The 14,233-nt window shown below is 69.7% G+C and carries 11 protein-coding genes; 10 read left to right on the forward strand and 1 reads right to left on the reverse strand.

What is annotated here, in order from left to right; genetic code table 11:
- The first annotated feature begins 113 nt into the window (after nt 1-113).
- From AB0N66_RS23130 to AB0N66_RS23170, 9 genes are all read left to right on the forward strand, one after another.
- Nucleotides 114-1,157, forward strand: coding sequence for an ATP-binding cassette domain-containing protein (locus AB0N66_RS23130; protein ID WP_365438238.1), 1,044 nt, complete (start codon nt 114-116; stop codon nt 1,155-1,157).
- Complete coding sequence (locus tag AB0N66_RS23135) at nt 1,154-1,891, forward strand: methionine ABC transporter permease (RefSeq protein WP_365438240.1); 738 nt, start codon at nt 1,154-1,156, stop codon at nt 1,889-1,891. Before AB0N66_RS23130 ends, AB0N66_RS23135 begins: the two co-directional genes overlap by 4 nt.
- Nucleotides 1,892-1,982: 91 nt before the next feature.
- On the forward strand, nt 1,983-2,810 hold the full coding sequence (locus tag AB0N66_RS23140) for a MetQ/NlpA family ABC transporter substrate-binding protein (protein ID WP_365438243.1): 828 nt from the start codon (nt 1,983-1,985) through the stop codon (nt 2,808-2,810).
- 31 nt (nt 2,811-2,841) lie between these two features.
- A complete protein-coding gene (locus AB0N66_RS23145; RefSeq protein WP_365438246.1) occupies nt 2,842-3,669 on the forward strand; it encodes a MetQ/NlpA family ABC transporter substrate-binding protein in 828 nt (275 codons plus the stop codon).
- 146 nt (nt 3,670-3,815) lie between these two features.
- Nucleotides 3,816-4,451: a GNAT family N-acetyltransferase gene (locus tag AB0N66_RS23150; RefSeq protein ID WP_365438249.1), complete on the forward strand. Its 636-nt coding sequence runs from the start codon at nt 3,816-3,818 to the stop codon at nt 4,449-4,451.
- A 201-nt stretch (nt 4,452-4,652) separates the two neighbouring features.
- Entirely contained in the window at nt 4,653-5,873 is a 1,221-nt protein-coding gene (gene cbiE / locus AB0N66_RS23155; RefSeq protein ID WP_365438252.1) for a precorrin-6y C5,15-methyltransferase (decarboxylating) subunit CbiE, read from the forward strand.
- Between the two features lie 345 nt (nt 5,874-6,218).
- The gene (gene cobT, locus AB0N66_RS23160; RefSeq protein ID WP_365438255.1) at nt 6,219-10,187 is read left to right on the forward strand and encodes a nicotinate-nucleotide--dimethylbenzimidazole phosphoribosyltransferase; all 3,969 of its coding nucleotides are present in this window, start codon (nt 6,219-6,221) and stop codon (nt 10,185-10,187) included.
- Between the two features lie 171 nt (nt 10,188-10,358).
- Nucleotides 10,359-11,594 (forward strand): uroporphyrinogen-III C-methyltransferase, encoded by a 1,236-nt coding sequence (gene cobA / locus AB0N66_RS23165; RefSeq protein WP_365438258.1) that lies wholly within the window; start codon nt 10,359-10,361, stop codon nt 11,592-11,594.
- Between the two features lie 110 nt (nt 11,595-11,704).
- A complete protein-coding gene (locus AB0N66_RS23170) occupies nt 11,705-12,601 on the forward strand; it encodes an RNA methyltransferase (RefSeq protein ID WP_365438261.1) in 897 nt (298 codons plus the stop codon).
- 189 nt (nt 12,602-12,790) lie between these two features.
- Here AB0N66_RS23170 and AB0N66_RS23175 read toward each other — a convergent pair whose 3' ends face one another.
- On the reverse strand, nt 12,791-13,000 hold the full coding sequence (locus AB0N66_RS23175) for a hypothetical protein (RefSeq protein WP_365438264.1): 210 nt from the start codon (nt 12,998-13,000) through the stop codon (nt 12,791-12,793).
- An 887-nt stretch (nt 13,001-13,887) separates the two neighbouring features.
- Between AB0N66_RS23175 and AB0N66_RS23180 the strand changes: the two genes are divergently transcribed.
- On the forward strand, nt 13,888-14,190 hold the full coding sequence (locus AB0N66_RS23180) for a trypco2 family protein (RefSeq protein ID WP_365438267.1): 303 nt from the start codon (nt 13,888-13,890) through the stop codon (nt 14,188-14,190).
- Nucleotides 14,191-14,233 lie beyond the last annotated feature (43 nt).

Genomic DNA, 14,233 nt, shown 5'->3' on the forward strand with positions numbered 1-14,233 from the left:
TTCTTCACACCCCGGCTTCCATCGCCACCGCGAGAACCGTGCCGCGTTCCCGACCGAATGCACCCGTGCCCGGCGCACACCCACGCCTGCACTCGACAGTGACGGAAACCCCAGTGATCACGACCACGGGCCTCACGAAAGTTTATCGGGCTCACCGCTCACGCGGCCGTGAGGTCACCGCCCTGGACGGCGTCGACCTGCACGTACGCGAAGGCGAGGTGTACGGCGTCATCGGCCAGTCCGGCGCCGGCAAGTCCTCGCTCATCCGCTGCATCAACCTCCTGGAGCGCCCCACCTCCGGCACGGTCACCGTCGCCGGGCAGGACCTCACCGCGCTCGCCGGCCGCGGCCCCCGGGCAGGCAGGGAGCTCCGCAAGGCACGCAGCCACATCGGGATGGTCTTCCAGCACTTCAACCTGCTCTCCTCGCGCACCGTCCAGGACAACGTGGAGCTGCCCCTGGAGATCCTCGGCGTCTCCGGCAAGGAACGCTCACGCAAGGCGCTCGAACTCCTCGACCTGGTCGGCCTCACCGACAAGGCGAAGGCCTACCCGGCGCAGCTCTCCGGCGGCCAGAAGCAGCGCGTCGGCATCGCCCGCGCCCTGGCGGGCGACCCGAAGGTGCTGCTCTCCGACGAGGCGACCAGCGCCCTCGACCCGGAGACCACCCGCTCCATCCTCCAGCTGCTGCGTGACCTGAACCGGCAGCTGGGCCTGACCGTCCTGCTCATCACGCACGAGATGGACGTCGTCAAGACCATCTGCGACTCGGCCGCCCTCATGGAGAACGGCAGGATCGTCGAATCCGGCACGGTCAGCGAGCTGCTCGCGACGCCCGGCTCCGAACTGGCCGCCGCACTCTTCCCGGTGAGCGGCGACCCGACCGACGACGACCGCACGGTCATCGACGTCACCTTCCACGGCGAGGCCGCGACCCAGCCCGTCATCTCGCGGCTCTCCCGCACCTACAACATCGACATCTCGATCCTCGGCGCCGCGGTGGACACCGTCGCGGGCAAGCAGGTCGGCCGGATGCGCATCGAACTGCCCGGCCGCTACGAGGAGAACGTGGTGCCGATCGGGTTCCTGCGCGAGCAGGGGCTTCAGATCGACGTTCAGGGCCAGGCGCCCGTACTGCTGAAAGAGGGTGCCAAGTGACCTGGTCGGAGATGCAGCCGCTGCTGTCCCAGGCGTGTTGGGACACGTTCTACATGGTGGGCTGGTCCACGCTCATCGCCGTGGTCGGCGGTCTGCCGCTCGGCATTCTGCTCGTCCTCACCGACCGTGGGGGACTGCTCCAGAACGTCCTGGCGAACCGCGTCATCGGCCAGATCGTGAACATCGCCCGCTCCATGCCGTTCATCATCCTGATGGTCGCGCTGATGACCTTCACGCGCTGGCTCACCGGGTCGACGATCGGCCGCGAGGCCGCCATCGTGCCGCTCGCTATCGGGGCGATCCCCTTCTTCGCGCGGCTCGTCGAGACTGCTGTCCGCGAAGTGGACGGCGGGCTCGTCGAGGCCGTGCAGTCCATGGGCGGCAACACCTGGACCGTCGTCCGCAAGGTCCTCGTACCGGAGTCCCTGCCGTCGCTGATCTCCTCGGCGACCACCACGATCGTCGCCCTCATCGGCTACTCGGCGATGGCAGGCACCGTCGGCGCCGGAGGCCTCGGCGACATCGCGATCCGGTACGGCTATCAGCGCTTCGAGACCGAGCTGATGTGGATCACCGTAGGGATCCTCGCCGTGGTCATCTCGGTCATCCAGTTCGCCGGCGACTACGCGGCGCGCGGGCTGCACCGGCGCGGTGGCCAATCCGGGGCCGGCCCGAGGCTGAGGCTGCTGAAGGCCAAGGAGCCCGCGGCCGCGGACGTCGGCAAGGTCGCCTGAGTAGTTCTTCACCCACTTCTTCACCCACCCGCAGATTTCCCCGTATCACCCATCACGGGGACAGCTATACCCACATGGAAAGGCACTTTTCGTGCGTAACGCCACAAAGCTCAGCACTGCCGTCCTCGCAGCCGGAGCCCTCACCCTCGGCCTCACAGCCTGCGGCTCGGACAAGGACTCCGCCTCCGACACCAGCGGTCCGCTGGTCGTCGCCGCCAGCCCGGTTCCGCACGCGGAGATCCTCGACTACGTCAAGGACAACCTGGCGAAGAAGGCGGGCCTCGACCTGGAGGTCAAGGAGTTCACCGACTACGTCACGCCGAACACGGCGACCGAGGACGGGTCCGTGGGCGCCAACTACTTCCAGAACCAGCCGTACCTCGACGACTTCAACAAGAAGAACGGCACCCACATCGTGCCCGTCGTCACGGTGCACCTGGAGCCGCTCGGCCTCTACTCCAGCAAGGTCAAGAGCGCCGACGACCTGAAGAGCGGTGCGACGATCGCCGTCCCGAACGACTCGGTCAACGAGGCGCGTGCGCTGAAGCTGCTTGCCGCCAACGGGATCATCACGCTCAAGGACGGCGTGGGCAACGAAGCGACCCCCGCGGACATCGCCAAGAACCCGAAGGACCTCAAGTTCAAGGAGCTGGAGGCGGCCCAGACCCCGCGCTCCCTTGAGGATGTCGACGCCGCGGTGATCAACGGCAACTACGCCATCGAGGCCGACCTCTCGCCCGCCGACGATGCCCTGGTCCTGGAGTCCGCGAAGGACAACCCGTACGGCAACTTCCTGGCGGTGAAGGAGGGCAACGAGGACGACCCGCGCGTCAAGAAGCTCGCGGAGCTCCTCACCTCGCCCGAGGTCAAGAAGTTCATCGAGGACAAGTACAAGGGTTCCGTCATCCCGTCGTTCTGACGGGACGACCGGTTTCAGAGGGGTCAACTCCATGCGCAAGCACGTCATATCCGCGGTGTCCGCCGCGATCGCCCTCGGGCTCGGACTGACCGCCTGCGGTTCGGGATCCGACTCCGGCAGCGGTGACGACGAGGCCCTGGTCGTCGGCGCCACCGCCGTACCGGCCGGCGAAGTCCTCTCGTACATACAGAAGGACCTCGCCAAGAAGGCCGGACTCGATTTGAAGATCACGGAGTTCACGGACTACGTCCTGCCGAACACCGCGCTCCAGGAAGGCTCGCTCGACGCGAACCTCTACCAGAACCAGCCCTACCTGGACGACTTCAACAAGTCCAAGGGCACGGACCTGGTGTCGGTCGTCAAGGCGTACCTGCCGCCCATGGGCGTGTACTCGAAGAAGATCAAGGACGTCACCGAACTCGCCGACGGAGCCACCGTCGCGGTGCCCAACGACGTCACCAACGAGGGACGCGCCCTCAAGCTCCTTGCCTCCAAGGGCGTCATCACGCTCAAGGAGGGTGCCGGCACGACCGCGTCCCCCAAGGACATCACGGCCAACCCGAAGCACCTGACGTTCAAGGAGCTGGAGCCCGCCCAGCTGCCGCGCTCGCTCGACGACGTGGCCGCAGCGGTGATCAACAACAACTACGCCCAGGACGCGGGGCTCAGCCCCGCCACCGACGCGATCCTCCTGGAGTCCGCGAAGGACAACCCCTACGCGAACCTCCTGGCGGTCAAGAAGGGCAACGAGGACGACCCGCGGGTCAAGAAGCTCGCCGAGCTCCTGACCTCGCCGGAAGTCAAGAAGTTCATCGAGGACAAGTACAAGGGCTCGGTCCTGCCGGTCACTTCCGGCTGACAGCCTTCGTCACCGCACGGGGTTCGCTCCATCACGTGGAGTGGACCCCGTGGTGCGTACCGGTGGTTTCATGCTGCATGCTGGGCAGTTCAGCGGGCCCGGTGCTTTCCCAGGGCCCGAGGTTCCCGAAGGTTACGGAGCGGCGCATGACGAGCACCTTCCCCGACATCTCCATCAGCACGGAGCGGTTGGTAATGCGCGCGCTCGAGGACGACGACGTCGCCGCTCTGACCGAGATGATGAACGACGAGATGGTCGCGGCCTGGACAGCGGTGCCCCAGCCCTTCACCGAGGACGGCGCCCGCTCCTGGATCACCGACTACGCGCCCGCCGAACGCCGGGCGGGCCGTGGACTCGACCTCGCTGTCACGGAGTTCCTCACCCAGCGCCTGGTCGGCATCGTCCAGCTCGCCAAGACGAACTGGCACGTCCGGTCCACCGAACTGTCGTACATCATCGCCCCCTGGGCCCGCGGTGAGGGCTATGCCTCGGAGGCCGCGCTCGCCACCGCCCAATGGCTCTTCCGTGAGCAGAAGTTCGAGCGCATCGAGCTGCGTACGGCCGCCGACAACACCGCCTCGCAGCAGGTCGCCCAGAAGATCGGCTGCATCAGCGAGGGCGTCCTGCGAGGCGCCTGCATAGCGCGCACCCGTACCGAGGACGGCGACTGGACCGACGTACGTACCGACTACATCGTGTGGAGCCTCCTGCCGGAGGACCTCGACGGTGTGGGCGAGCAGTTCGCCGACAGCGGTTTCACGTCGTTCTCCGACTGGAACTGACTCCGGGGAGTCCTCGAGGGGAAACCGGGGAAGTCCCCGGAGGCAGACCTGGACCCATCGGCCCGGGTGCGGAATCCCTGGGACCGCTCCCACCCTCCGGAGCCCGTCAGGGCGCCGCCCGGCGGTACCAGGTACTCTCACGGAGCCTGCCTGCGGGACTGCCCTGACGACCTGCGAAAACCTTTCTGGAGACTGACGACGATGGCCGACCGGGTCACGGTGATCGGCTGGGACGGCTCGCCGCTGACCGCCGCGGCGCGCTCAGCTCTCGGCGCCGCGACACTGGTGGCCGGCACGGCACATCACCTCGCGCTTCCCGAGGTGCCCGCGACCGCCGAACGCATACGCCTCGGCAGTGTCGCCCTCGCGGCCCGCAGGATCGCGGGCCACCGGGGCAGCGCCGTCGTCCTCGCCGACGGGGACCCGGGGTTCTTCGGCGTTGTCCGCACTCTGCGGGGCCCCGAGTTCGGCCTGGAGGTCGAAGTCGTTCCCGCCGTCTCCTCGGTGGCCACCGCGTTCGCCCGCGCAGGTATGCCCTGGGACGACGCACACGTGGTCGTCGCCCATGCCCGCACCCTGAGACGCGCAGTGAACGTATGCCGCGCACACACCAAGGTCGCCGTCCTCACCTCGCCCGGCGCCGGCCCCGCCGAACTCGGCCTCCTCATGGACGGAGTGCACCGCACCTTCGTCATCTGCGAGGAACTCGGCACCGCGAACGAACAGGTCACGATCCTCACCTCCGACAAGGCGGCCGACCACACCTGGCGCGACCCCAACGTCGTCATCGTCATCGGCGGCTTCGTGGCCGCGGCGGAGGGCGGCAGCTGGATCGCGGGACCCGAGCCGGCCTCGGGACCGCGTGGCTGGGCGTTGCCCGCGAAGGCGTACGGCGGCGCACTCGGCGAAGGCGAAACGGATCTGCTGCGCGCCGCCCAACTCGCCCGCCTGGGGCCGCGCGTCGGAGACCTCGTCTGGGACATCGGCTCCGGCAGCGGCGCCTTCGCCACCGAGGCGGCGCGCACCGGCGCCGCCGTCATCGCGGTCGACCGGAACCCCGGCTCCTGCGCCCGCACCGAGGACTCCGCCCGCCGTTTCGGCGTTCAGATGCAGATCGTGCACGGCGCCGCGCCGCACATCCTGGAGGACCTGCCCGAACCCGATGTCGTACGGGTCGGGGGCGGCGGAGTCGCGGTGGTCTCCGCGGTCGCTGATCGCCGGCCGCAGTGCATCGTCACGCACGCCTCGACCCGCGACGCCGCCGAACTCATCGGCAGGCACCTGACGGAGCACGGATACCAGGTGGAGTGCGCCCTCATCCAGTCCGTCGAACTCGACACAAGGGTCTGGACGGAGACGGAGCGGAGTGTCGCGTTCCTGCTCACAGGCCGTCTGCCCGATCGCGCCGATCGCGCCCTGTGATCCTGTTGTCGTACTGCGCGCGGTAGGCTGGCCGATCGTTGTACCGCTCTCGGGGGATCAGCCTTTCGTAGGCCAATGTCCGGAAAACGCGCCCGTTTTGAGGTGTGTGTGGTACGGCGGAACCGGAGGACGCGCAACGTGGCGCAGTCCACAGCGGCCCCTCGCGGATCAAGCTGTCGCTAGGGCGGAACGACCGGGATAATGCCAGTTAATGGCTTTGTCGTCTTTCTTGGTCGGTCGTTCGTGCCGCTGGGCATGCGCGCTCGTTCTTCACCGTGGGGCGGTCGGTGCGCCGTTCCGGGCGAGCTGGACTTGGAAGCACTAACCGATGGGCGAGGGGTACGCATGACTGACACCGGCCAGGTCCCGGGCGAGGGACTGCCGGAGAACGCAGGCATGGTGGATCAGCCGGGCGTCCTCGCGCCGGGTGCGTACACCTTCCTCGACCCCTCCGAGACCCCCACCGATGACGACGACCTGCTCCTGATGCCTGGCGCCCCGGGGGCACAGGGCGCGTGGGGCAACGAGGTGCCGCCGCCGGCCCCGATGCCGTTCGCCCACGAGCCGGGTCCGCATGAAACCGCTCCACTGGAACCCGCTTCACTGGAGCCCGGTCCGCATGAACCGGGTCCGCATGAACCCGGTTCGTATGAACCTGCTCTGCACGAGCCGGGCCCGCAGGAGCCCGGTCCGCACGAGACGGCCGGGCGGGACAGTGGCTCCGTCGACCTCGGTGCCGTCCGGGTGCCGCACCCCGCCCCGGCCCCGCAGCCGCCGCTCCGCCGCCCGCTGCACCTCGGCCCGCCCACCCCGGATGGCTCCGCGAGCCCGGTGCGCTCGCTCGCCGACCGCGGCCCCGCGGGCGCACCGGTGAGCCCTGCCGCCGGAGCCGCGTTCAGCACCCCCGTAACTCCCGTACGCCAGCCCGGGCCGCCGACTGTCGGGCCCGAGTACCTCGATGTGCAACAGCTCTCCGAGACCCCGCCGCAGGGCGCGGTGCCGTGGGGCGCCCCGCCGTCGGATCCGGAGCAGCCCGCTGCAGAAACGGTCGTCCCGGAAACGGCACAGGGCGTGGAGCCTGCCCAGGCCGCCCCCGCTTTCGAGCATGCTCCTCATGACCGGGCGCAGGATGTGGCGGAGGCCCAGGCGCTCGCGGCGGCCTCCGAGGAGCCGGAAGCCGCGCAGGCTTCCCAGGTTCAGGTCCAGGGCGTGGCTGAGGCCCAGCCGTTTGCTGAGGTCCCCCAGGAACCGGAAGCCGGTCAGGTCGCGGGGCTCGCGCAGGCTTCCCGAGCCCAGGTCGGCGTCGAGGCCCAGTCGCTCGCGCCCGTTCCCGAGTCCTCGGCCGCCGCCCCGTTGCCGGAGGAGGCGGAGGACGCTTTCGCCTCTCAGGTGTCGGAGGCGGCGCAGGCTCCCGAGGCCGCGCCCTCCTCGGATGGATCACTGGCCCCCGATCTCCCGCAGGACCTGGACGAGACGCCGTTCCCGGGGGCGCCGCACACAGCGCACGCCCCGGAGTCGGCGGACGACGACGCGTACGCCGCCGAGGTCTACGCCCCCGCGCACCTCGCCGCGCAGGCGCCGGTCCCCTCGGACGGCGAGTTCTTCGCGCCCGAGCCGAACGTGCGCAGAGGGCGCGCGACTTCGCCGCAGTTCACGGACCCGGCGGTCGTGCATCCCGTCGGCCATGGCGCCGATCAGCCGGAGGCGGCTGAGGCGGCTGAGGTGGCGGCCCCGGCGCCACGGTTCGCGGCTCAGGCAGCCCAGTTCCCGGGGGCCTCCACCGGCCATGTCCCGGACTCCGCCGCCCAGTTCACGGACACGGGATCCCACGCAGAGGTTCCGAACACTCCCGACCACGCGCTGACGCAGCCACTGCCGCAGGCCCAGGTACACGAGCAAGTACTCCCCGTGGACGCGCCCCCCGCGTTCGCCGAGGTGGCCGCGGCCGAGCCTTGGCACGGTGTCCCGGCAGGTGTCGGCGCGTACGCGCAGGCGCCGCACGCGGCTGTGGGTCAGGCCCAGGCCCAGGGCGAACACTTCTCCGGCCGCGGCCCCGGTCCCACCGAAGGGGCAGTCCCGTCCGAACTCCCGGGCGCCCCGCTTGAGCCTCACGCGAACGAGCCCTACGCGGCCCAGCCTCGCGCCGACCAGTCCCACGCGGCCCAGCCTCACGCCGACCACCCTCACGCCGACCAGTCCCTCGGCCAGTTCGTGCCGGTGGAGGGCACGGTGCCGACGACCCCGCACCTCGCCCCGACCCCGCCGCACGCCATGACGGTGCCGCCCTTCCCCACGGAGGAGCAGCCCACGGCCGACGAGCCCGCCGAGGGAACCTCGCAGCCCCCCGCCGTCGAAACAGAGCTCGCCGCTCCCGTGCCCGCGCCCCGCGAGGCAGAGGCAGAGGGGGAGGGATCGGGAGCAGAGGCCGAAGGAGCGGCAGAGGTCCAGGCACTACCCGTACCGGAGCCGCTCCCGGTGGCCCCGGAGACCGTAGTCGCACAGCAAGCGGACGACCTGGACACCCAGGGCGCCGACCAGGAAGAGAGCACGGCCGCAGTGGCAGACGTACGAGAGTCCACCGGCCCGGCGGCACCCGGCTACGACGACGCGGAGCGCGAGGCCGTCCTGCGTGTGATGCGTGAGCGCCGCGACATCCGCAACGGCTTCCGCAGCGACCCGATCCCGCACGACGTACTGCTCCGTGTCCTGGAGGCGGCCCACACGGCACCGTCCGTCGGCCACTCCCAGCCCTGGGACTTCGTGGTGATCCGCTCGGCCGACACCCGGCGTTCGATGCACGAACTCGCGGCCCGCCAGCGCGAGGCGTACGCGAAGTCGCTGCCCAAGGGTCGCGCGAAGCAGTTCAAGGAACTCAAGATCGAGGCCATCCTCGACACCCCCGTGAACATCGTGGTCACCGCCGACCCGACCCGCGGTGGCCGCCACACCCTCGGCCGCCACACGCAGCCGCAGATGGCCCCGTACTCCTCCGCGCTCGCGGTCGAGAACCTCTGGCTCGCGGCCCGCGCCGAGGGCCTCGGCGTCGGCTGGGTCAGCTTCTTCGACGAGCGCGAGATGGTCCGCGCGCTGGGCCTCCCCGAGCACCTGGAGGTCGTCGCGTACCTCTGTGTCGGCTACGTCGACGAGTTCCCGGACGAGCCCGAGCTGATGCAGTCGGGCTGGTCCAAGCGCCGCCCGCTGTCCTGGGTCGTCCACGAGGAGACGTACGGCCGTCGCGCGCTGCCCGGAGAGGAGCCGCACGACCTGCTCGCCGAGACGATCGCCAACATCCGTCCGCTGGACGCCAAGGCGCTCGGCGAGGCCTGGGAACGCCAGAAGCGGATGACCAAGCCCGCCGGCGCCCTCGGCATGCTGGAGATCATCTCCGCGCAGCTCTCGGGCCTGTCCCGGATGTGCCCGCCGCCGATCCCGGAGCCCGCCGCGGTGGCGATCTTCGCCGGTGACCACGGAGTGCACGCCCAGGGCGTCACCCACTGGCCGCAGGAGGTCACCGCCCAGATGGTGGCCAACTTCCTCGGCGGCGGCGCGGTGTGCAACGCCTTCGCCAACCAGGTCGGTGCCGAGGTCTGCGTCATCGACGTGGGCGTCGCATCCGACCTCCCGGCCACGCCTGGCCTGCTGCCGCGCAAGGTCCGCGCGGGCACCGCCGACATGACGACCGGTCCCGCGATGACCCGCGAGGAGGTCATCGCGGCCATCGAGGTGGGTATCGAGACGGCCCGCGACCTCGTGGCGGCGGGCAACAAGGCCTTGCTGACCGGTGAGATGGGCATCGCCAACACCACCCCGTCGGCGGCCCTCATCTCGGTCTTCACGGGCACCGACCCGGCCGAGGTGACGGGTCGCGGCACCGGCATCAACGATGAGACGCTCGCCCGCAAGACCGAGGTCGTACGACGGGCCATCGAGCTCCACCAGCCGGACCCGGCCGACCCCATCGGCGTCCTCGCGGCCATCGGCGGCCTCGAACACGCGGCCATGGTCGGCCTCCTCCTCGGCGGCGCGTCCCTGCGTACCCCGGTGATCCTGGACGGCGTCAGCGCCGGCGCCGCGGCCCTCGTGGCACGTGCCATCGCCCCCGAGGTCCTGGCCGCCTGCATCGCCGGCCACCGCAGTGCCGAGCCGGGCCACGTGGCCGCCCTGAACAAGCTGGGCCTGCGCCCCCTGGTCGACCTCGACCTCCGCCTGGGCGAGGGCACCGGCGCGCTGCTGGCGCTGCCCGTGGTGCAGAGCGCGGCGCGGGCGATGCACGAGGTGGCGACGTTCGATTCGGCCGGGGTAACGGAGAAGTAGCCGCAAGGGCGGCGGCCGGGCCCGGGGGCGCAGCCCCTCGGTTCCGGGAAGGGGCGGGCCTGGGGAAGGAACCCGGACCACCCCCGCCGTATCGTGGACCGCACCCGGAAACAAGCACGTCAAGGCCGCTCCAGCCGAGCGCAGCGGCCCCGCCCGAGGAGCCGCACCGCCATGGCCGAACACCCCGCCTATCCCGTAGGCCTCCGCCTCACCGGCCGCCGTGTAGTAGTGCTCGGCGGCGGCCAGGTCGCCCAACGCCGTCTCCCGGCGCTCATCGCGGCAGGCGCGGACATCCACCTCGTGTCCCCGGAGGCCACCCCCTCCGTAGAAGCGATGGCGGACGCGGGCGAGATCACCTGGACGAAGCGCCCGTACGAGGACGGCGATCTGGCGGACACCTGGTACGTCCTGATCGCCACTCGTGACCGCAAGGCGAACGCCGAAGCCTCCGCGGAAGCCGAACATCACCGTGTCTGGTGCGTCCGCTCGGACGACGCCGACGCGGCGACCGCGTGGACCCCGGCCACCGGCCACAGCGAGGGCGTCACCGTGGCGGTCCTCACGACGGACGCCCGGGGCCGCGACCCCCGCCGCACCGCCGCGATCCGCGACGCGGTGGTCGAAGGACTGCGCGACGGCACTCTCGTGGCTCCGCACCATCGCACCCGCACCCCCGGTGTCGCCCTGGTCGGCGGCGGCCCCGGCGACCCGGACCTGATCACGGTCCGCGGCCGCCGCCTCCTCGCCGAGGCGGACGTGGTCATCGCAGACCGCCTCGGCCCGCGTGACCTGCTCGCCGAACTCCCGCCGCATGTCGAGGTGATCGACGCGGCGAAGATCCCGTACGGCCGTTTCATGGCCCAGGAGGCCATCAACAACGCGCTGATCGAGCACGCCAAGCAGGGCAAGTCGGTCGTACGGCTGAAGGGCGGCGACCCCTTCGTCTTCGGCCGCGGTATGGAGGAGGCCCAGGCCCTCGCCGAAGCGGGCATCGCCTGCACGGTGGTCCCCGGTATCTCCAGCTCGATCTCGGTCCCGGGCGCCGCGGGCATTCCGGTCACACACCGCGGGGTCGCCCACGAGTTCACCGTGGTCAGCGGCCATGTGGCCCCCGACGACGAACGCTCCCTGGTGGACTGGCAGTCCCTCGCCAAACTGCGCGGCACGCTCGTCGTGCTCATGGGCGTCGACAAGATCGGCGCCATCGCCCGCACGCTCATGGACAACGGCAAGGCGCCCGACACCCCCGTCGCCCTGGTCCAGGAGGGCACGACGGCAGCTCAGCGCCGCGTCGACGCGACCTTGGAGACGGTCGCGGAAACCGCCCGCACGCAGGACGTGAAGCCCCCTGCGGTCATCGTCATCGGCGCGGTCGTGAACGTGGGCCCAGGGAACGTCAAGCAGTAGACCCCGGGAGCCTTAAGTCGTAGACCCTGAGAACCCCAAGCAGTAACCCCCGGTAACACAACACCTTCCCAGCCGTTGGCACCGCACCCAGGACAAGGCAGTATCACCCTGTGGCCGATCTCATCACCGTTGAGGACCCCGCCGACCCGCGTCTGCGCGACTACACGGGCCTGACCGACGTGGAACTGCGCCGCAAGCGCGAACCCGCCGAGGGCCTGTTCATCGCCGAGGGCGAGAAGGTCATCAGACGGGCCAAGGACGCCGGGTACGAGATGCGCTCGATGCTGCTCTCCGCCAAGTGGGTCGACGTCATGCGCGACGTCATCGACGAACTCCCGGCCCCGGTGTACGCGGTCAGCCCTGAGCTCGCCGAACAGGTCACCGGCTACCACGTACACCGCGGAGCGCTCGCCTCCATGCAGCGCAAACCGCTCCCGACCGCGGACGAGCTCCTACAGACCGCGCGCCGCGTGGTCGTCATGGAGTCGGTCAACGACCACACCAACATCGGCGCGATGTTCGCTTCGGGTTTACAAGATGATGCAGGTCAGCGGATCGCGATCTTCGAGGGGTTCGTTGATCATGCGAATCTTGGGGCTGCCTTCCGTAGTGCCGCTGCTCTGGGCATCAGGGCGATCCTGCTGTCACCGGACTGCGCGGACCCCCTGTACCGGCGAGCGATCAAGGTGTCGATGGGTGCCGTCTTCTCGGTCCCCTACGCTCGGTTCGACGCATGGCCGGCGGGGCTCGACCTCGTGCGCGAGGCCGGGTACGACATCCTCGCCATGACTCCGGACGAGAAGGCGACCCCGCTCGACCGGCTGGACCCGAAGCGCTTCGAGAGGTGCGCCATCATGCTTGGGTCGGAGGGGCACGGACTGTCTACGTACGCCCTGCGGGCAGCGGATGAGTGGGTGCGCATTCCCATGTCCGCCGGGATCGACTCCCTCAACGTGGCAGCTGCTTCTGCCGTGGCGTTCTACGCGACTCGGCCAAGGCCCGCCTGAGCGGCATCGAGGGGCGTTTGTGTGATCTCGCGGTCAACAGGTATGGCGGATGGCGCCTTTCAGGCGCCGTACCCTCGAGATCCCGACGACCCGGCGTTCACGGACGACAGTGTCCAGGTGGCGTCCCCCGGACCTCCGCCGCCCGCAAAGGGGGGAGGACGGTGCGAAGCAACGGGTCGAAAGCGCAACCTAACGCCCTACAGTGAGCGGCCCGTCGTACGCGCTCGACAGGCGAAGGCGCAGGAGTTGATCGAGCGGCTGATTGCTGAGGGGTGTGTCCGTCTCGTCGACCCCGATGACGACGAGGTCGTGGAGTGGCGGCGCGTCGTCGATTACGCGAAGCGACACGGCTTGTAACTGCAGGGCAAGCGCATCGAGAAGGAGCGATTCGGCGCGCATGGGTTGGAGATCCGCTTTGCGGAGGGCTTACATCCCAATTCACGGAGCCAGCGGCCGAAGGACCACGCGTCGGTGGTCCCGGTCCCCGTGCGACTGAGTTCCCTCCATCCAGCTGTGGCTGCGCTCAGGGACGACGAGGGGCAGCTGGGTGATTCCGCCTGTGCTCCGTCGCCGGTTGCTCCTGATGCTGCAGGCGCTGGCTGCCGAGGCGGTGCGGCGAGGGTAAAGGCGCGGGTGCTTGAGGATGCCTTGGGCGTAATTCTCGGGGAGATCGAGGTGCGAGCGCTGGAGGGCGCTCGGCGCAGGGAGAGCGAGGAGCGGGCCAGGGCGGAGCGTGAAGTTCGCTGGCGGACGGCCATGGAGGAGGCCAAGAAGCGAGCTGTTAGGGATCAACTCGCCGAGGTGCTTCGCGAGGAGGCCGGACGCTGGCAGGAGGTCGCCGTACTCGGTAAGTATTGCGATGCTCTGGAACGTCGTCTCGCCGGACCGGGCAGCGCCGTGGAGGAGCTGGCTCTGGGAATCGGCCAGACGCTGGTTGGAGTGGGCAGGTGGATTCGTGCGTGCGATCGACCCCTTGAACCGGCTTCCGGAGATGCCAACTCCAAGGGAGCCGACGCCAGACGAGCTCAAGGCATACATGTATTGGGATGGAGCCCCAACGGACCAGAACGCCGAGGTGAATAGTGATGTCGGCGACGGGTGATTCACCTGTTGCCGACACACGTGATCTTCGGCGCATCGGGACTGGCTGTGAACGGCTGTGGTGCGCAGTCCCCGCTGGACGCTTGGCTCGGCTGAGTCACGGCGTATTTACGTTCGTGCGAGGTTTGGCGTACGTCCGTAGCGAGCAGTGAATGACATCCTGGATGCCTGGCGGAGGGGGAACTGTGGCCAAGAGTGCGGGGGACATACCGCTCGCGGACTGGCTGACGGGACTGCGTGCTGAGCTGCGTGCGGCTCAGGAGGCGGCCGAGGATGAGTCCTTGAAGTTCGAGCTGGGGCCGATCGACCTCGAGTTTGACGTCTGCACCACGCGTGAGGCCGACGGCAGGGCCGGGCTGCGGTTCTGGGTGACGGAGGCGGGGACGGGTGTCAGGAGGAGTTCTGCGCGCACCCAACGGGTTCGTATGACCTTGCTGCCTCAGGAGGGGACTCTCGTGCGGTACCCCGAGGCCGAGGAGAGCCTCTGACACCAGTCTGGCCGGTGGTCTTTGCCCAGCGGAGGATGAGTAG

Source organism: Streptomyces sp. NPDC093544 (genome assembly GCF_040683495.1).
Taxonomy (GTDB): domain Bacteria; phylum Actinomycetota; class Actinomycetes; order Streptomycetales; family Streptomycetaceae; genus Streptomyces.